This is a genomic window from Mycobacterium numidiamassiliense, assembly GCF_900157365.1.
GTDB lineage: Bacteria > Actinomycetota > Actinomycetes > Mycobacteriales > Mycobacteriaceae > Mycobacterium > Mycobacterium numidiamassiliense.
In genome coordinates, this window is record NZ_FUEZ01000004.1 from 731066 (window position 1) to 749886 (window position 18821).

Annotated in this window: 18 protein-coding genes; 8 read left to right on the plus strand and 10 right to left on the minus strand. The window is 64.5% G+C overall.

The window, feature by feature from the left end; translation table 11 throughout:
* Nucleotides 1–290: 290 nt before the first annotated feature.
* On the minus strand, nt 291–1898 hold the full coding sequence (locus MNAB215_RS11980) for a hypothetical protein (RefSeq protein ID WP_131829105.1): 1608 nt from the start codon (nt 1896–1898) through the stop codon (nt 291–293).
* Between the two features lie 687 nt (nt 1899–2585).
* On the opposite strand from MNAB215_RS11980, the gene MNAB215_RS11985 reads away from it, so the two are divergent.
* Complete coding sequence (locus MNAB215_RS11985) at nt 2586–2900, plus strand: hypothetical protein (protein WP_077079056.1); 315 nt, start codon at nt 2586–2588, stop codon at nt 2898–2900.
* 170 nt (nt 2901–3070) lie between these two features.
* On the opposite strand, the gene MNAB215_RS29420 is transcribed toward MNAB215_RS11985, so the two are convergent.
* The 6 genes from MNAB215_RS29420 to MNAB215_RS12015 all read right to left on the minus strand — a co-directional run bounded on the left by MNAB215_RS29420 (nt 3071) and on the right by MNAB215_RS12015 (nt 8213).
* Nucleotides 3071–3484, minus strand: coding sequence for a hypothetical protein (locus tag MNAB215_RS29420; protein ID WP_083746099.1), 414 nt, complete (start codon nt 3482–3484; stop codon nt 3071–3073).
* A 411-nt stretch (nt 3485–3895) separates the two neighbouring features.
* Nucleotides 3896–4162: a cytochrome C oxidase subunit IV family protein gene (locus tag MNAB215_RS11995; RefSeq protein ID WP_077079058.1), complete on the minus strand. Its 267-nt coding sequence runs from the start codon at nt 4160–4162 to the stop codon at nt 3896–3898.
* A 1-nt stretch (nt 4163) separates the two neighbouring features.
* A complete protein-coding gene (locus MNAB215_RS12000) occupies nt 4164–4775 on the minus strand; it encodes a cytochrome c oxidase subunit 3 (RefSeq protein ID WP_342743252.1) in 612 nt (203 codons plus the stop codon).
* A complete protein-coding gene (locus tag MNAB215_RS12005; RefSeq protein WP_217348930.1) occupies nt 4759–5265 on the minus strand; it encodes a hypothetical protein in 507 nt (168 codons plus the stop codon). Before MNAB215_RS12005 ends, MNAB215_RS12000 begins: the two co-directional genes overlap by 17 nt.
* A gap of 298 nt (nt 5266–5563) precedes the next feature.
* The gene (locus MNAB215_RS12010; protein ID WP_077079060.1) at nt 5564–6778 is read right to left on the minus strand and encodes an acetyl-CoA acetyltransferase; all 1215 of its coding nucleotides are present in this window, start codon (nt 6776–6778) and stop codon (nt 5564–5566) included.
* A 1-nt stretch (nt 6779) separates the two neighbouring features.
* Nucleotides 6780–8213, minus strand: coding sequence for an OB-fold domain-containing protein (locus MNAB215_RS12015; protein ID WP_245830271.1), 1434 nt, complete (start codon nt 8211–8213; stop codon nt 6780–6782).
* Nucleotides 8214–8387: 174 nt separating this feature from the next.
* On the opposite strand from MNAB215_RS12015, the gene MNAB215_RS12020 reads away from it, so the two are divergent.
* The gene (locus MNAB215_RS12020) at nt 8388–9530 is read left to right on the plus strand and encodes an acyl-CoA dehydrogenase family protein (RefSeq protein WP_077079062.1); all 1143 of its coding nucleotides are present in this window, start codon (nt 8388–8390) and stop codon (nt 9528–9530) included.
* Between the two features lie 125 nt (nt 9531–9655).
* Here MNAB215_RS12020 and MNAB215_RS12025 read toward each other — a convergent pair whose 3' ends face one another.
* The gene (locus tag MNAB215_RS12025; protein WP_077079063.1) at nt 9656–10981 is read right to left on the minus strand and encodes a TetR-type transcription factor C-terminal domain-containing protein; all 1326 of its coding nucleotides are present in this window, start codon (nt 10979–10981) and stop codon (nt 9656–9658) included.
* Between the two features lie 242 nt (nt 10982–11223).
* On the opposite strand from MNAB215_RS12025, the gene MNAB215_RS12030 reads away from it, so the two are divergent.
* From MNAB215_RS12030 to MNAB215_RS12055, 6 genes are read left to right on the plus strand one after another with little or no spacing between them, the layout of a single operon-like run.
* Entirely contained in the window at nt 11224–12462 is a 1239-nt protein-coding gene (locus MNAB215_RS12030; protein ID WP_083746103.1) for a CaiB/BaiF CoA transferase family protein, read from the plus strand.
* Between the two features lie 20 nt (nt 12463–12482).
* On the plus strand, nt 12483–13451 hold the full coding sequence (locus MNAB215_RS12035) for a hydroxymethylglutaryl-CoA lyase (protein WP_245830273.1): 969 nt from the start codon (nt 12483–12485) through the stop codon (nt 13449–13451).
* Nucleotides 13448–14707 (plus strand): acyl-CoA dehydrogenase family protein, encoded by a 1260-nt coding sequence (locus tag MNAB215_RS12040; RefSeq protein WP_077079065.1) that lies wholly within the window; start codon nt 13448–13450, stop codon nt 14705–14707. The genes MNAB215_RS12035 and MNAB215_RS12040 overlap by 4 nt, the downstream gene beginning before the upstream one ends.
* Nucleotides 14707–15219 (plus strand): FAS1-like dehydratase domain-containing protein, encoded by a 513-nt coding sequence (locus tag MNAB215_RS12045; RefSeq protein ID WP_077079066.1) that lies wholly within the window; start codon nt 14707–14709, stop codon nt 15217–15219. Before MNAB215_RS12040 ends, MNAB215_RS12045 begins: the two co-directional genes overlap by 1 nt.
* A complete protein-coding gene (locus tag MNAB215_RS12050; protein ID WP_083746104.1) occupies nt 15216–15644 on the plus strand; it encodes a MaoC family dehydratase in 429 nt (142 codons plus the stop codon). Before MNAB215_RS12045 ends, MNAB215_RS12050 begins: the two co-directional genes overlap by 4 nt.
* Nucleotides 15637–16380 carry an SDR family NAD(P)-dependent oxidoreductase gene (locus tag MNAB215_RS12055; RefSeq protein WP_077079067.1) on the plus strand — a complete coding sequence of 248 codons (744 nt, stop codon included), beginning with the start codon at nt 15637–15639 and terminating at the stop codon, nt 16378–16380. Before MNAB215_RS12050 ends, MNAB215_RS12055 begins: the two co-directional genes overlap by 8 nt.
* A gap of 177 nt (nt 16381–16557) precedes the next feature.
* Here MNAB215_RS12055 and MNAB215_RS12060 read toward each other — a convergent pair whose 3' ends face one another.
* Together MNAB215_RS12060 and MNAB215_RS12065 are read right to left on the minus strand one after the other, a co-directional pair.
* A complete protein-coding gene (locus tag MNAB215_RS12060) occupies nt 16558–17508 on the minus strand; it encodes an oxidoreductase (protein ID WP_077079068.1) in 951 nt (316 codons plus the stop codon).
* A complete protein-coding gene (locus tag MNAB215_RS12065; RefSeq protein WP_217348931.1) occupies nt 17505–18740 on the minus strand; it encodes a DUF1214 domain-containing protein in 1236 nt (411 codons plus the stop codon). The genes MNAB215_RS12060 and MNAB215_RS12065 overlap by 4 nt, the downstream gene beginning before the upstream one ends.
* Nucleotides 18741–18821 lie beyond the last annotated feature (81 nt).

Consider the following 18821-nt stretch of genomic DNA (forward strand, 5'->3'; position numbering starts at 1 on the left):
CGACAGCAGATGAGGAAGGTACTGGTTCATCGAGCGTTGGGCTGGCGCATCGAGATTGTCGATTCGAGCCCAGTAGCGGCTGATCAGTGTCTCGGCGAGTTGTGCCGGGCCGCTCGCTGCCAGGCGTTCGTATGCTCTGACGGTGGGCGCGACGTACTGAGCGGGGGGTTCGGCGTGTGTGCTGGCACGCGCGGCGTTCTCGGGTGTCGGTTGCCTCAGACCGAGTCCGCGTTCGACCCTGTTGTGGTTACTGTTTTCCCCTGGCGGGTTGGTGGACATCGCGTATCGGGTTAGTCGAAAAGTGGTGTGTCGGGGGTTGCGGTGGTGTCGTGTGCGGTGCGGTCTGGCGTCGTGCGGCCCTCGGGTTGTCGGCGTGCTGGGCTGGTCCGGAGGTCGAGTCCGCTGTTGTGCAGTGCTTCGCGCAGGGTGGCGGCGAGTGTTCGTGATTGGTGTGTATCAACAACTTTCATGATTTCGGTGGCGGCGAGGGTGGTGACTTTGTTCAGTGCTACTTCTCGGGCTTGGCGCTGGGAGAGCCAATCTTGGGCGTAGTGGTCGTCATCGCGGAAGAGGAGGGCTGGGGCGTCGATGCGGCTTTCGCGGTTGGCGTGGGCGTAATCGTAGAGCGCGAAATCGAGCGAGCGGTGTTGCGACCAGCCTGCGACGTTGCGCCAGCGGCGCGGGGTGGTCGAGGGGATGGTCTGCAATTCTTGGGCGGCGTCCGGGTTGGTGTGCCACAAGCGCAATCGTGCGGCTTGGTGCAGTGTGCAGCGCAGTATCCCCATGGCGCGGTCGTCTTCTTCGAGCCATAGCCAATACCCCGAGAGCAGGGTCGACGAGATTTGGGTGGCTGCGGCAGCGATCTGTGGTCGGGACTGGTTCCAGTGCGCGCACAGCGCGGCGAACTCCGCGGTCAAGATCTGCGGGGGCTGCGGGCCCAGATGTTGGCGAATCCCGAGGCGCCCGTGTGAGATTTTGAGATCTTGGGCATGAGAGTGCTCGGTGATCAAGAATCTGGCGTAGCGGTGCGCGCCGAAGGCGAGTTCGGCGAGCTCGCGCGGCGTGGGATGCTCAGCGCGGGATCTGTCAGCGAGCACAGCGTGGTAGTCGGCGTAGAGCTGGCCGAGTTCGTTGATGTTCGTGGAGGAGGCAAGTTCGGTGCGCACCAGCGGCACCAGGGCCGGGGTCAGTCGGATGACCGGCGACGTGCACAGCGGCACTTGTGTTTCCGACGCCTGCAGGGCGGATTGCCGCTGCGGAGCCGACACCGCATCGATCGCACGTGCCGTGTCGGGGTCTCTTGACAGTGCACATCTTCCTGCTGCGGCGAGCCGCATCTGCATGAGGCACAGCGACAGCGCATCTGAGAGAGCATCGGTCGCCGAGTCCTCGGCGTCGAGGTCGTGAACAACCTCGCACTCGGTTCGCCCTTCAGGTAGTTGTGGGTCGATGAGCTGACAGAGTTCGTGATACACGTGGGCGGGGCATACGGTTCGCTCGCCGAGTTGGACATGCTCGTGGTCGGTGTTGATAACACCGTTCGTGCGTGGGTGGGTGTCGATATCGTCGAATATGTCGCCTGCCCCGACGTCGGGACTGCATCGACCTAGCAGATCCATGGCGGCCCGCGTCCACGCTCTGGCGATAAACGATTCAATCGATTCGCGACGGCGCTGTGCGACAGGTTCGGCCCGCGCCAGCAGTAGTGTCCATCGGCCAAGTTGCTGCCGCAAAATAATTGCGGCGCCGACGGTTTGGCCGGCCAGGATCAAGCGCAGAGCCGCGATGGTGCTTTCCACACTCCAGGACAGGTGCGTCGGCCATGGGCTGTCATGCGGCGGCGAATACTGGTTCAGCTGGTTACCTTGGCGGATAAAGACCGCGTCCAGTTCGCACACCGACAAAAGATGCCCAACGCAGTGGTCCATTGAACGTTGGGCAACGGCATCAAGATTGTCGATCCGAGTCGTGTGACGACTGACGAGTGCCGCGGCAAGTTGTGCTGGGCCGCTTGCAGCGACGCGTGCATATGCTTCGACGGTGGGTGGAATGTGCCGAGCGCGTCGTTCGGCCTTTACCATCGCACGCTCGGCTTCTTTGGGCGTCGGTTGCACCTGACCGAGCCTGCGCTCGAGCTTGTGGCGACTTTTGCGTCCCATAGTGCTGGCCCCTCCCGTTACTGGCCGCGACCCGGTGCGAACCCCCGACAAAACGACGCCGAACTCAGTCCGCTTGGTGGGCAAAGAGTGTCGCTTCGGTTCGCACGGGCCTTGTATTGCCGCAGCGTAAAACGAAGCGCGGAAAGCCGTCTACCAGTGACCCGGAAATAACTCGCCACGGCATGACGCAACGTCGAAAAGTCCCGGACCCTCCGGAATTGCGATGTCGACGGTTCGCGAGCAGCGCGCAACGCGTTCGGTGGCAACGGCAGCGTGCCGACGATCTGCAGTTCTCGGCAACAGTTCGCCGCGTGGCCGCCCGTCCTAAGCGCAACCGTTCCTAGATTGAGATCCGCCAACGAGACGCCACTAGTTTCACGGCGCGCATTCGCACCAAAAGATGTTCCGCGAGCGCAGAATTGCAGTATGGACGATCTGGTACCTACCGAGTTGGTTGCCCGAGTGTTGGGCAGGCATTTGCGGCTGCCAGCGAGCTGGGATGACGCGGAGCGGGGGGAGTTCGTCTCGGAAGCCGCTCAGGAAGTTGCGTACAGAGCGGCTGAGCTGGCCGATGATTGGGCGGAGCGGGCGGTGACCGAATGGGGCCGAGGGCGCTGGCAGTTGCCCGATGCTGAAACGCAGGCCGATCTGGTGCGGCATGCCCGCAGATCCGCGCTGGTGGCGGTGTTGTGCGAGGTGCTGCCCGAGGTGCCAGTCGCCGAATTCTTTGCGGTGGCCTGATTTTTTAGCCGCCGCGTCGACGCCGCTGCGTCGTCGGGTGGCCGCCGTCGGAATCGCTAGATGGGCCAGCTCGCGGCGCGAGGACAGCAGGAGATGAAGCCCGGGCCGGCGCGACGGTAGTAGCGCGGCGCGCTGCGCAGCGCCGCGGGCGTGGGACCGCGCCTCTGTGGTTAGGCCAGCAGCCGGGCGGCCCGAAGCGCAGTCAGGAGGCGCGCAGCTGCGCGCACGGTGGCGTCGTGCTCGCCGCGATGCAGGCTGCCCAGGGTTGCGGCATCGGCGAGGCCGTCAAGCACATCGCGGCACGCACGTGGCGACGTAAGGACGATCGCGGCCGCCTGGGCAGGGTCGGGCGACGGCGCGTGCAGCTCAATTACGCGGTCGCGATACTCCACGCACACCACCGGCTTTTCGACCCGCTCCACAACACGCTCGACGCGCAATCCGATCGCTCCAGACCGAGCAGCTCGACGCTCCTCGTAAGCGGCCCGGCGGCACACCTGCGAGCACCACAAGCGTGGACGACCCCTGCCCGCAGCCGCGGGCAGCTCAGCCCGACAGCGCGGACAGACAGGCCGATCAGACACGATGAAACGCTACCGCAATTTCGTACGGACGAAAAGCACTGACCGATCTGTGCCCCGAATGCAAGAGGTGTGTCGTGCGCGGAGTGGTTGAAAAATGGTGGTGGCGTTGGGCGTTGGTGGTGAGTGTGTGGGCGGTGAGATGGGCTGTGTTGGCGGGCAGCAAAACTGGATACGACACACGTGGACAGATGTGGACATCTTGGTGGGAGCTGGGGCTTGCGGCGACCCTCGGCGTACCCACTGTCTCCCTACCAGCAGACCAGCTGGACGTCCGGCCAGCTCACAGCGGATTTCGTACCGGTCTCAAGACTATTTGGGCTATGCGTGGGCTAGCGAGTTACCAGCTGTCGCCGCAGTAGGGCGACCTTGCATCGCCCAGCAACGTATCGCTGCTGTTGAGCGGGTCGATTCCTAGGCTGCCAGGAAGAATCCCACCAACCCGGCGAGTAGAGCAACGACGTAGAGCTCGAAGATGCCGCGGAGCAAACGGGGTGCGTCGTTCAGCTCCATGAAATGCATTCCCACGAGCCATACCTTGACGGCGGCGACGATCAAGATGACCACTGCGATGACGTTGCCGGCGCGCGCTTCTTCGATTGCCAACCACCGTGACAGAAACGTCGCCGCGATTAGGGTCGACCAGACCGTGACAATCGGGTCGGGACGAAGACGGCCCATGTCACCTCACCAGGTACAGGAGCGGGAAGATAACGAGCCACAACAGGTCGACCATGTGCCAGAAGCAGGCGCACCCCTCGGCGAGGTGTAGCTGCAGAGGTGAGAGATCTGGAGCGCGGCGGGCCAGCCGCCACATGAAGCCCAACACGCCGAGCCCGATGGACACGTGAACCAGGTGGAGGCCAGTGAGGATGTAGTAGAACAAGTTGAAATCGTTTGTGGCCGGCGTGATTCCAGCATGAACCTTTGTGTAGTACTCAAGAACTTTGATGCTCGCGAACGCGATGCCGCATCCCATCGCGCCCAGTACGAGGCGCGGTGCTGTGCGGTTGTTGCCGAGACGGATCCGCCGTAGCGCAAACACAACGAACAACGAGCTGGTCAATAGCAAGAGGGTGTATGCGACGCCGAGATCGGTGTTGAGGTGGCGCTGCCAGCGTGCGAAGAGTTCGGGGTCGTGGCTTCGGTAGTAGAGGTACAGCAGGAAAATGTAGGCGAAGAGCAGAAGGTCGCCGAAGATGAAGACCCAGATCCCGGGCTCACCGGGAACGTTGTTCGCTCGCTGGCTGTCGGTCGCAGTCTCGGCTCGCTGACCGCTACCTTTCAGCTGCACGGCTGCCAATTGTCGGCTCCGTCCGATGCGCGGAACACTCCATCTGGCCGCTGCTGATGGCCTGGAACGTGACCACCGTCAGCCCTATCAGCCAGACGAAGAAGGCGACGAGAAGCACCCACCAAGCGATGGCGCCATTCCAGGCCAGCGGACCGTTGGTGAAAAAGACGTCGAGGCTGGCTGGTGCCATCAAAAGCCCGCACCAGATGCTGAAGTAGCCAGCCCAGCGGGGAAAAACCGGAGTCGCGTGGGTGTCGGCCAGTGCGGCGATACCGAACACGACTGCCTGGGCGACCACGGTATAGACCAATCCGGTGAATGGCAGCCATCCGAGGTCATTGAGTGCCTGGACAACTTCGGCGGGCCGATCAGCTCGATACGCCGCGGTTTGGAAAAAGTACAGCGGAACGATGAACTCGAGCGGCAGCAGTATTCCGAGACCGATCTGCAAGTAGGCGAGCGGCGCCACGCGGCCCTCGATGCGTTTCATTTGCAGTCCGACGGCGATCACCCATGGAACGCATAGGACGCCAGCCCACATCGACAACTGCATTCCGATGCGGATGGGAATTGAGCGGCCTCGATAGAGCGCCGCGATGTCGGCGGCGTTCAGCGCTGGATTGGGTGGGGGAATGAAACGGGCGATGAGCCCGAATCCGATGAAGAAGACGAGGGCCATCAAAGGGCCGCACCATAGGCACAGGCGTTGAGTCGTCGCGTTCGTAACCATGTCGGCCCTTTCTTAGCCCACCCCCGTTAGAGCATTTGCCCCTGTCGCTACTTCCTGATCAGTAGGAGTTGCGTTCGGTGCCGACGAGCGACACGAAGGAGACGCATTCGCCCGGTCCGCCGCCCAGGTTATGGGTCAGACCGATGTTCCTGCCGGCGGTGACTGTGTGAATCCGGCGATCGTCCGGTGCTTCGCCACGCAGCTGCAGCCAACACTCGAAGAGCATGCGCAGTCCGCTGGCGCCGACGGGATGTCCGAATGCCTTAAGACCGCCGTCGGGGTTGACCGGTAAGGTGCCGTCGAGGTCGAATGTGCCGGCCAGCACTGCTTTCCAGGCGGTGCCGCGCTCGGCGAAGCCGAGGTCTTCCATGAGGATGAGTTCAGTGATGGTGAAGCAGTCGTGTACCTCGGCCATCGCGATCTGGGCCGGTGGGTCGGTGAGCTTCGCCTCGGCGTAGGCGTTGCGCGCCGAGGCGACCACCTCCGGAAACGTGGTGAAGTCGTAGGCCTGGTCGACGTTGCCGTCCGCGGCTCCGGAAACCAGTGACAGTGCCTTGATGTACAGCGGTTTGTCGGTGTATCGCTGGGCGTCTTCGGCGCGCACAACGATCGCAGCGGCGGCGCCATCGGAAACGCCCGAGCAGTCAAACACCCCGAGCTGTCCGGCGACCAGCGGTGAGCTGGAGATTGTCTGCGTGGAAACCTCTTTGCGGAACTGCGAACGGGGGTTGCGGGCGCCGTTGTGGTGGTTCTTCCAGGCGATGCGGGTGATGACGTCCTTGAGCTCAGCGGGGTCGACTCCGTACTTCTCGGCGTAGGCGGGGCCAAGCAAGCTGAAATTGGCTGGTGCGCTGGTGGTTCCGAGGGTGCCGCCAGTGCCGTCAGAGGGTATGGAATGGCGCAGCAGACCGGAGAAGCCCGAGTCCTTGAGCTTCTCGACACCGACCGCCATCGCGGTGTCGTAGGCGCCGCTGGCTACGGCGTAGCACGCGTTGCGCAGCGCTTCCGAGCCGGTGGCGCACATGTTCTCTACCCGGGTGACCGGTTTGCCGTGCAGCCGCAGCGGCCGACTCAGGCTCAGTCCTGCCACGCCGGACATGTAGGTTCCCAGCCAGAACGCGTCGATGTCGCGCGGGGTCAGCCCAGCACTTGCGGTCGTGCCGTTCACAGCCTCGATCAGTAAGTCGTCAGCTGAGCGGTCCCAATGCTCCCCGAAATCGGTGCATCCCATCGCGATGATGGCGACCCGGTCGCAGATTCCGTGTACGGCCATGTCAGCTCTCCTCGGTCGTGCGGCGGGCCGGACGGGCCTTCCAGAAGTAGTTGTGCACACCGCTCTCCGATGTCGTCAGCCGTCGAAAAGTCATTTCGACCGCGTCCCCGATCGCAACCTCAGGAGGGGCGTCGGTGAGTTCGCAGCGAAAGCGACCGCCGCCGTCGAAGTCGACGACCACCGCGATCATCGGCGGGCTGGGCGTGTAGGCGAGCCGGTCGACGGTGAAAGTGGCCACCCGCGCGGGCGTGTCGGCCATCGGTTGGGGATGCATACGGTCGGCGGAGCCGCACTTGAAGCACACCCTCACCGGCGGCAGGTGGACGGTGTCGCATTCTTCACAGTGAGATCCGACGAACCCGTACTTCCAGTTCTCCGACCGATGGCTGGGCGGGCCGGCGGGGGCGTCGGGTTCGGGTCGGCGTGGTGGTTCACGCCGCAACATTCCCCGCCAGGTGAGGAAGGTGCCGTAACTGAGTGAGTCGTTAGCGGCGGCGATCTGATCGGCCACCGTGGGCGCCGACGGTCGATGGGCCGCGAGGGCCTCGGTGGTGCGCAAGATCAGCGTTGAGGCACCATCGGCCAGCACCGCGAGCGCGATCACTTGATGTGGTTTTGCGTGTTCGAGCACGTCTGCGAGAAGGACGCCGGGTTGCGCTGTTCCCGGGTTGCCGATCGTGCTGGTCAGGTCGGGGGTGACGGCCTCGCGCGCAACGCCGCAGCCCGCCGCGAATTGGCGGTTGGCCCGAGGCGAGAGGCCGCACACGACCAGGTGATCGACATCGTTGGGGGTCAGATCGGCCTGCTTGAGCGCGGCGGAAAACGACTCCATCGCCAGCGGGACGTACACGTTCTCGGCGAACCGCTCCTCCCATATCCGCGAGGTCAGGGCGCCCGGGGCCCGCCAGCGATCAAGGAATTCGTCGGTGACCGAGGCGCTGGTGATCAGTTCGGCGAGCACGGGACGTTCGGCGGTGCCGGCGCTGAACAGGACCGCCGCCGCGGCATCGCCGCCCTGTTTCTCGTCGGCGCCGCCGGGCAGTCCGGTGCGGATGTCGGCCAGTACGGCCAGCGCCCCCTCGGGGCTGTCCGCGGCCGCCAGCAGGGCACCCACTGCTGAGCGTGGCGCGCCGCCGAGATCGACGGCCAGGGTGCCGCGGGGAAGGCCCAGGGCGGCGTGAATCACCGCTGCGTTTGTCTTATCGAGGTAGGCCGGATGGGTGGTGGCGAAGTAGACCCGCGGCGGCTCTGACGCCCGGGCAAGCCCGCGTACAACGGGGCGAGCGGCTTCGACGGCCATCGAGGTGGTGTCCTCGTCATAGGAGGCCACCGAGCGGGTCCCGCGAGGTGCGGTGCCGCCCAATACTGATCCGATTTCACTGAGCCGCAGGCGATGGTAGGGGAGATAAGTCGCCCATGCCACCACACCGGTCACAGGGCTCCTTGGTTGGGACCGCATAAGACCGGAATCTAATCTAATTCTGGTTAGACTTCAATGTAGGATCTCCGGCATACACCGCGCGGAGGAGGAAATCATGGCCGCAGCCCTGATCGTCGTGGCTGGGGGTGGTCACCGGAATCCGAGGGCCTGTCGAGGAAGGGCGTCCCGATGAAGCGACTAGTTTTCGAACCCGAACACGAACAGTTGCGGGAGACAACGCGTCAGTACATCGAGCAGGTGGTGGTGCCCCACGCGCAGAAGTGGGAATGCGAACGACTCGTCGACCGCGCCGCCTATCTGGAGGCTGGCAAGTACGGGCTGATTGGGTTCAATATGCCGGAAGAGTACGGCGGCGGGGGATCCGACGACTTTCGCTTTAATGCCGTGATCGTGGAGGAGCTGGCCAAGTTCGGCTCGGTAACGCCGGCGCTGAATTTGCAAAACGACATCGTAGGGCCCTACCTGAAATCGCTTGCCAACCAGGAGCAGCAGGCTCGCTGGCTGCCTGGCTACATCACCGGTGAGATCATCGGCGCGATCGCGATGAGTGAGCCCGGGGCCGGCAGCGACCTGGCCGGCATCCGCACCTCAGCCACGCGTGACGGTGATGATTGGATCCTCAACGGCTCCAAGACGTTCATCTCCGCAGGTTTTAACTCCGATCTGGTGATCGTGGTCGCCCGCACCGATCCCGACGCGGGTCACAAAGGGTTCTCGTTGCTGGCCGTCGAGCGCGGTATGGAGGGCTTCAGTCGCGGACGCAAGCTGGACAAGATGGGGCAGCACGCGCAGGACACCGCTGAATTGCACTTCGACAACGTGCGGGTACCGGGAGCCAATCTGATTGGCGAGCAAGATCGCGGGTTCTACCACCTGATGCACAACCTGCCCTCGGAGCGGTTGTCCATCGCGATCGGCGCGGTCGCGGGCGCCCGTGAAACATGGCGGCAGACTTTGCAATACGCCAAGGACCGCAAGGCGTTCGGGCAGCCGATCGGCAGTTTCCAGCACAACCGATTTGTACTGGCCGAACTGGATACGGAGTTAGATATTGCCGAGCAGTACATCGACCGATGCTTGCGGGCCGTGGTAGACGACGAGCTGAGCGCGGTGCAGGCCGCGAAGGCGAAGTGGTGGTGCACCGAGCTGGCGAAGAAAGTTGTCGACGCCTGCGTGCAGCTGCATGGCGGCTACGGCTACATGAACGAGTACAAAGTGGCCAGGGATTACGTGGACACCCGGATTCAGACGATCTTCGGGGGGACCACCGAGATCATGAAAGACATCATCGGACGTGACTTGGGTCTGTAGCGGGCAGTCATTTGCACGTCCTCCCGTTGCCTGCCGGGTAAGTGTCGGGAAGTTGGGCAACCACGGACATGCTGGCCACTGACCACGACTGGAACGAGGACGGGGCCGGTGCGGGTGATTGCGGGTTAGACAGGTGTGGGCGAGCTCGATTGGCTGCGGTCCGCGGGGATCTTAGTGACCCCATCGAATACCACCGTGGCGACCTGGCCTGCCAGATCTTCGGGGCTCAAAGCGCCGTCGGGTCGATACCACTCGACGGCCCAATTCAAAGCGCCGGTAAGCAACATGGTCGTGACCGACGGGTCAATGTTGGTTCTGATCTCACCGGAGGCCATGGCGTCCTCGAGGAGACCGCGCCAATATTCCAAGTAAGCCCGCTGATACTTGACGGTCTGGTCACGGACCTTGTCGGGGATTTGACCCAGGATGCGGACCAGTGCCGAGGTGTACATGGTGTTTCGCAGCACCGACAGCAGGTGGGCCGTCAACGCGGTGGAGAACCGGTCCAGCGCGGTGGCATCGGCGGGCAGTGCGTCGACGCTGAGGCGGGCTAGATCGTCGGTGCGTTTCCAGGCGACCAGCACCATTTCGACCACAAGGTGCTCACGCGACCTGAAGTAGTAATACATGCTGCCGGTCTGGATACCAGAAGCTGCCGCCACATCGGCAAGCCGGGTGCCGGCGTAGCCCTTGTCCCGGAAGACCTTGGCGGCGGCGTCGAGGATTCGTTGGGCACCCTCGGCCTTGGTGTCGTCCTCCCGGCTCCGGCGAAGGACCTTCTCCTCGGCCACGGCGATGGCGGCGAGGTTCTTGTCGATCGACCGGTTCTCTTGCCGATGCACCGCGAGACCGTCGAGAAACAGTGAATCGACCTGGGCTTTAAGCTCGGCCGTGGACATTCCGTCCCGGCGGGGGCGAAACCAATCGGGCACTGAGTTGATCGCGCCGAGCAGCAGCATCCGCAGCGCCGAACTGTTGAGGTCGGTGCGGAAGTCGCCCGAGGCATGGGCGCGGTTGACCAGCGAACGCCAGAACTCGCCGTACTCGCGCTGTTCGTGAAGCCGGCGTCTGCGGATTTCCTCGGGGACTTGGCCAATGATCCTGATCGTCGCGGCCGTATAGTCGCCAATCTCCAGAACACAGTCCAGGTGCGCAGAAATCGCCTCGCGGAGCCGGTCGAGGTCCGAGGCGTCGCCAGGTAGGGCGGCCACGCGTCGTCTGACGAAACCGCTGGTCCGTTCCTGGCCGACCCGCAGCACTTCTTCGACGAGTTCTTCTCGCGAGGGGAAGTGATAGTAGAGGCTGCCGGCCTGGGTATTGGCGGCCGCGGCGACATCAGATAAGCGGGTCCCCGCATAGCCTTTGTTGCGAAATATCAGGGCGGCGGAATCCAGAATACGTGCCCGGGTCGCCACGCCTTTCTTGCCGGGCCGCGGGCGTCCATTAGCCATCAGTGCTCTCCGCGCTCCAGACTCTCTGAACCCAGCTCTCCAACATGGTTGTCGATTCTATGCGAGTTTTGGTCGATATACCCGATGGAGGGAGCGCGAGTGCCAGCACAGCGGGCGGGTTTCGAGCTGCGGTGATGGTTACCTGAGCGGATCGCCGGCCAAGAGCTCTCATTGACTCTAATCTGGATTAGGTTAGAATCTGGGCTGGGCGGGTCGTGCCGCCGGAAGGAGTGCCACGCGGCATGATCAAACTGTTGGAGGGCATCCGTGTGCTCGAGTGCGCGATGTTGCCCACCGGCGACCAGACCAGCAGATTGCTCGGCGACCTCGGCGCGGATGTCATCAAAATTGAGCGGCCCGGGACAGGCGACTACCTTCGCGAACTGGGGGATCGCATCACCGACCAGAACAGCGTCTTTCACCTGTTCTGCAATCGCAACAAACGCAGCATCGAGTTGAATCTGCGCAGCGACGAGGGTCGCGCGATCTTCTTCGAGTTGCTCAACACTGCCGACATCTTCGTCGACGGGTTCGCGGGCGATGCGTGCGACAAGCTGGGCATCGGCTACCTGGCACAGCGCGATGTCAAACCCGACATCATCTACTGCCAGGCCAACGGCTTCGGGAAGCGGGGCAGCTACAGCCAAATCCCGGTGCACGGATACATGATGGGCGCCGTGGCCGGGCAGTCGCAGCTGCAGGTGTCCGAAGACGGCGTGGTCACCGAGGTCGTCAATCCGCAGGGTTTGTACTTCTCGGGTTCCATTGACGGGCCGCTGTCGACTGCGTTGTATGCCGCCCTGACTGCAGCCGCCGCGCTGCGCCACCGGGACCATACCGGGCAGGGTTGTTATATCGATGCCGCAGGAGCCGATGCGGTGCTGGCCAATCAAAGCCTCGATGCAGTGCTGGCGTGGAATCGGGACCGCATCACCGATCGGCGCAACCCCCCGCCCCCTGTCGGACTGGATCCACGTCGGCGCCCAAAGTACACCTACTACCAAACCAAGGACGACAAGGTTGTGCTGCTGGCCGCCATTGAGCACAAGTTCTGGGACAACTTCTGCGGGGCGATCGACCGCGACGACTTACTGGACGCGCAGAACAAGACCTTCGCGGTTGACTTCGCTGACGGCGGCAAAGCCGACCTGCTCGACGAGCTGATCCCCATCTTCCGCTCCCGCACGGCCGCGGAATGGATGGACATCGCACGGATGTACGACATCCCTTTGTGCCCGGCGAACTCCAAGACCGACACCCTGACCGACACACACTTGGCGGCCCGCGAAATTGTGCACCACTCGCAGCACCCGGTAGCTGGGCCTTACACCAGCACCGGCTGGCCGGCTCCGGTCGACGGTCAACCCTTCGAGACCAGCCGCCCAGCGCCCGCGCTGGGTGAACACACGGACGAAGTGCTCGCCGAGATCGGGTATAGCAGCGACCAAATAGCGGCGCTGCGCGACCGCGGAGTGGTGTGAGGCGCGCCATGGTGATGCGTATGCCCTGCCGTGTTCGGGCCACGGGTCTGCCCGAACGGGTGACCATTTATGAGGTTGGGCCCCGAGATGGCCTGCAAAACGAGAAGGGCGTCATCCCAACCGACGTCAAGGTCGAATTCATTGAGCGGCTCGGTGTCGCCGGCCTGCAGACCATCGAGGCGGCGGGGTTCGTGCATCCGGGCCGGGTACCGCAACTCGCTGACGCCGAACGCGTCATCGACGCCCTGGACCTCAACGCCGGCCAACGCTACCCAGTGTTAGTTCCCACCGTCAGCGGGCTGGACCGGGCCTTCAGCCGCGGCGTTCGCGATATCGCCGTTTTCGCCAGCGCGACCGAGACGTTCTCGCAGCGCAACCTCGGTCGCACCATTGACGAGTCGTTAGCGATGTTCGCCCCGGTGGTGACGCGGGCACGCGAGGCCGGCGCCAGTGTGCGCGGCTACGTGTCGATGTGTTGCGGGGATCCCTGGGAGGGGGTGGTGCCCATCGCGAAGGTTGTCGACGTCGCCACGCAGATGATGGCGTTGGGCTGCACCGAGCTGGCGCTGGGCGACACGATCGGGGTCGGAACGCCCGGACAGGTCCGGGCGCTCATCGATGCGGTGGTGGCCGCGGGCATCGACGTCGGGGCGATCGGCGTGCATTTTCATGACACCTACGGGCAGGCGCTGGCCAACGTCCTAGCGGCGTTGCAGTCGGGGGTGACCATCATCGACAGCTCGGCCGGCGGACTGGGTGGCTGCCCGTTCGCGGACAGTTCAGCGGGAAACCTGGCCACCGAGGATCTGGTGTGGATGTTGGAGGGTCTGGGCATCGACACCGGAGTTGACCTGAGCGCAGTGGTCTCGATCAGCCTGTGGATGGCCGAGCACCTGGGCAGGCCGTGCGTATCGCGCACCGTGCGGGCGTTAGCCGGGTGTGCGGTGGATGCTCAAGTGGACTGTGAAACCGTGTCGGCCGCTCAGTGAGAAGCCTCGACGTCCCGCTGGAAGAGCTGCGGGCACAGCTGCGCGACTGGATCGTTGAAAACGCTCCCGCGGGGTTGACGGAGTTGATCGACTGGCGCCTTCGCGCTGACCTGCCCGGTTCGGTGAGCAGCCTGCAAAGCGAATCCGAACTCGCCAGCGCCCACGGCCATCCTCTGTTCCAGGAGTGGGAGCGGCGCTGCGCCCAGGCGCGGCTGATCTGTCCAGCGTGGCCCATCGAGTACGGCGGACGCGGCTGGGATGCGCCGCAGATGACGATGCTCGATGAGGAGTTCTATCGCGCGGGACTGCCACGCGTGGACCGGGTGCAGGGGGAGTCGATGGTCGGTCCCTCGATCATTCTGCACGGTACCGACGAACAAAAGGCGTACTACTTGCCGCGGATCCTCTCTGGGGAGCACCGCTACTGCCAGGGATTCTCCGAGCCTGGATCGGGATCAGACTTGGCGTCGGTGCGGACCCGCGCGGTCGTGGATGGTGACCGCCTCTTGATCACCGGACAGAAGGTTTGGACCTCCCGCTTCACCACGGCAAACATGATTTTCGTGTTGTGCCGCACCGACCCGGCCGCCAAGAAGCATCGCGGACTGTCATATGCGATCACCGAGTTCACCCCCGGGCGCAACGGGATCGAGGTTCGCCCGATCCGGCAGATCACCGGCGCCGAGGAGTTCGCCGAAGTCTTCTTCGACGGCACCGTGGCTCCACTGTCCGGGGTGATCGGCGGCCTGGGGCGCGGCTGGCAGGTCGTGCAGTCCACCCTGGGTTTCGAACGTGGCGGCGCCGGACGCGCGACCACTATGGTCCTGCAGGCCCGCGAACGCGAACTTGACCAACTGGTGGAGCTGGCCCGAGAGCGGGGGCGGCATCGTGACCCGGCGGTGCGCCGGGAGCTGGCCTGGGCGAAGACTCAGGTCACCATCATGCGCAGCAGCTGGCAGCGAACCGTGGCAGAGGTCGCTGCCGGAGACCAACCCGGCCCCCAGATGTCGACGTGGAAGCTGGCCTGGAGCGAATACCACTTGCGGCTCGGGGCGCTTGCCCTCGAAATCGCCGGTCCGGCCGCGATGGTGCGCCCGGCGGGCCCGGGTTACGCCGTCGACTCCTGGCAGGACACCTTCCTGGTCGCGCATTCCGGCACGATTTACGCTGGCACCAGTGAAGTGCAGCGCAACATCATCGGCGAGAACCTTCTGGGGCTGCCCCGCGAGCCCCGAGTGCCGGATGGGCAGCAGTGATGCCCGCCGAATCGCCGGCACCAGAACCAGCTGCGGGCACCTTCCGCTTTCCCGTGGAACGCGGGCACATCCTGATGTTCGCCCGGGCGCTGGGTGATGACAACCCGATCTACTTCGACGAGGACCACGACGACCCCCGCCGACGTGGCGGGGTGGTCGCGCCACCGACGTTCGTGGCCGCCGCGGCGCAGTTCGACCCTGAGTGGCCTTATCGTCCGCGGCCCGGCGTTGAGTGGAACGGCTCGGGCCGCGGACCGGGGTTTGCCCCCGCCTCGTCGGGGGGCGGAACCAGCTTGCATGCCGAGCAACACTACGAATTTCACGTCCCGTTGCATCCTGGCGACGTCTTGACTGTCTCTCGCGAGGCGGGCAAAACCTGGGCGAAGCACAGTGCACGCGGCGGGGCATTGCGGTTCTCCGAGGAGATCACCCGGTTCGTCAACCAGCGTGGAGAGCTCGCCGTGATCGCCCGGCGGGTGCGGGTGATCACCGAGCGGGCGGTGGCGCCGTGAAGCTCGTCGAATTGTCGGTCGGGGACCGGTATGAGGCAACGGTGGTGCAGGAGCTGTCCCGAACTCAGATCGTGATGTACGCCGGCGCCTCGGGTGATTACAACCCGCTGCACACCGACGAGGTGTACGCCTCGACGGTGGCTGGCTACCCCAGCGTCATCGCCCACGGACAGCTCACTATGGGGCTCACGGCGAAGGTAATCACCGGGTGGATCGACGATGGGGAGCTCAGCGGGTTCGGGGTGCGCTTCAAGCACCAGGTCTGGCCCGGTGACACGCTGACCGCGAATGCCACCGTCAGCGCGATCGAGGACCAAGACGGGTCCCGCATGGTGGAGCTGGAGGTGTCGACGGTCAATCAGCACGGTGAGCCCGTGATGACCGGTTACGCCCGGCTGTGGGGAGAGGGCGTGGCGGATGAATGAACGATCGGCTCTGGTCGCTGGCGGCAGCGGTGGTATTGGATCGGTGATCTGCCGGGCGCTGGCCCGGGATGGATTCGATGTCGCGCTGACCTACCGACACGACGTCCAGGCCGCCGAACGCGCAGCTGAGGCCGTGCGCGATGTTGGCGCGAAGGCGTGGGTGCATCAGCTCGACCTCACAGACGCCGACGCCGCGGCCGCCTTGGTTCGCAGTGTGCCGAGGCTGGACACCGTCATCTATGCCGCCGGGCCGTCCATCCCGATGGGTTACACCGCCCAGATCACGTCGCAGCAGTTCGCCTATCAGCTCTGGGCAGACGCCGCGGCATGCTTTAACCTGCTGCAACCTGCGATCGAGCGGCTGCGGGCTAGCCGGGGTTCGATCGTTGCCCTCGTGACGACGGCGTTGCTGCGCTATGCCACCCGGGATCTGCTGTCGGCGGCACCCAAGGCCGCCGTCGAGCAATTGGTGCGGGCCATTGCTGCCGAGGAAGCCAAGAATGGTGTGCGCGCCAACTGCGTGGGCGTGGGGGTGATCGCGGCCGGGCTGCTGGACGACCTGATCGACAGCGGCGACTACCACGAACACGCACTAGAGGCGGCGCGGCGGGCCATTCCGATGCGGCGATTCGGCTCGCCCGAGGAACTCGCCGACGTGGTGGCCTTTTTGGCCGGGCCCCGCTCGGCCTACGTCACCGGGCAGACCCTGCGCGTCGACGGCGGATACTCCATCTGACTCAGCAGCTCAGTCCACCCGTTCATCGAGTCAGTCGCTGAATCGTGGTGGCAACCGACGCCCAGCAATGCCTCGCGGACCTTGCTCGGTTTCGGATGCAGCGCCGAATTTCATACCGAGACCCCTCGCATACGAAAGGCGGTCCCGCAACTCCGCCTTACGGGCTGATAGCACAGGTCAGCCCGGCAGCGGGAAACGCACCCCCGTGGCCATTTCGGAGGTCAGCCACAGCCGTGCGGCGACCTCCGAGTCCCGGGAACGTCTGCTGACGCGGCCGACTTCGGGGTTGCCCTTGAGTTCCAGCCATCCCCTAGGCGCGAAGCAGACGCCACCAGGGGCGTCGGGGTCGGTCGCGGCCCGCAGCGTCGGTAGCGCTCCCATCGCGGCGCTTTGGAGCTGCCCCACTCTGCGCATCATTGCCTGGCGCGCCCCGGGGAGGTCGTTGCGCAGGAGCTCGGTGCGCGAGCCGCCCGGATGTGCGGTCAGTGCCCTTACCGGGGAGTGGGCCTTGTCGAGGCGGCGCTGGAGCTCGATGGTGAACGACACGATCGCGAACTTGGACTGCGCGTAGGCCGCGAACGGCCGGTAGCGCCGTGCGAGCGCGAGGTCATCCAGGCGCAGGCGCCCCACGTGGTGGGCGAGGCTCGTGAGAGAGACCACGCGTGCGGCGGGGGCGGCTTGCATACGGTCGAGGAGCAGTCCTGTGAGTGCGAAGTGGCCGAGGAAGTTCGTTGCCAGCTGCATCTCCACACCCTGTGGGCTCAGGGCGTACGGCGGCCACGCCACACCCGCGTTGTTGACCAGCAGGTCGAGGCGGTCGGTGCGGTCCAAGATTTCGGCCGCCGCGGCGCGCACAGACTCGATGTCGGAGGTGTCGATGCGTATGAAGTCCAGCTGCGCCGCGCCGTGTCGCTCACGGATGACCTCGATCGCCGCCGCAGCCTTGGTGCCGTTGCGGCATGCGAGCATTACCCGCGCTCCCGCGGCGGCGAGTGCAGCTGCGGTCTCGAGGCCGATACCCGAATTCGCCCCGGTAACAAGGCCGGTCGTGCCGGTGAGATTGGGAATGTTGGCTGCGGACCACCGGAAGCCGCGCTGCTGAGGGCGGTAAAAGAGCCCTACTGTCACGCGTCGATGCCGATCCGGCGGGCGTTGATGAGTCGGCTGCGCAGGACGGCCTGCCGCTCTTCGTGGGTGATGCGCGCGGTGTCCGCCGGCAGGTGGTCGAAGAGCTCGGCGAGCTTGACCCTCTTCAAGGTCGGCTCGGGCACCGTTTCGGTCCAGTTGTACCGACCGCCCACTAAGCCCTGCATGTGGCCGTATGTGTCAAGCCAGTTGGGCACGCCGGGATCGGTGTGGCTGATGACTGCGCGGAATTTGCCGTCGCTGTCGAGGACAGCTTCGCTGCCGTTGATCGAGATCTGTCGTCCCCGGCGGTCGTAGTGCTCCCAGAAGTTGCTCATGAGGACGAAGAGCCAGTACTGCGCCTTGGGGGGCTCGACCTCCATGATGATTGCCTCGTCGGGCTCGCATTCGAAGGTGCCGCGGGCATAGACCTGGTTGCGGAATGCGACCTCGCGGCCGGAGTCCATTGTCAGGAGGTTGGGCGGGAACGCGACGGAACCCTCAGGCGCGTCGTAGTGCATGTTGATGCCGCGCTGAAGGAAATCTGGCTGGCTGCGCAGGAAGTCGATCAATCGGCGGTAGGCGTCCTCGTAGTCGGCAGCGACCGGAGCGGGCGGGGGATAGGTGGCATCGACGCGCTCGATGAAGTACGCGCCCGGCTGCTCGGTGGCGAGGTCATAGAACCATTCGCGAATGTAGATGTGGCCCTTGCCCTCGGGCAGCGGCACCCAGTTGCCTGGATGCTCGTCGCAGCTGAGGATGACTTCAAAAGACCCGTCTTCGGAGACCTCTAGGTCCGTCTTGCCGCCGTAGATGTGGCGATAGCCGCCGACAGGTGAACACAGGTTCATGTTGGCGAGGTCGCCCTCCCACACTTCGATGTCGAGGAGGCGGTGGGTCCCGCGGTTGCCCCACACGCGGTACGTGTACTCGCCGGAGAGCATCGTCCAGTGGTAGCGCCCATCGGGGTTGGGGTAGCCCCAGTTCAGCCAGGGGGTCAGGAAGCTAGTGAAGTTGGGGTAGGCCGGGCTGTGAAACTCGACTTCGGCGGTCAGGCCCGCGGCGAACAACCGGGTGAAGTAGCGCAGGGCCTCGCCGCGTAGCAAATCGCCGTCACGGTTGAACGGCTCCTTCTCAAAACGAGGGTCCCCGAACACCACGTGCGAGCCAACGTGATCAAAGGTTGCAGTCAGATCTTCTAACAAGATTTCGAATCCCAGATTGGTCTGTGCCACCATATCTCCACTGTTGGTGTCGTTGAAAGTATGCGTAAATCTACGCTGATTTTGATTCTCAGGTGGTCGATTATCGGTAGC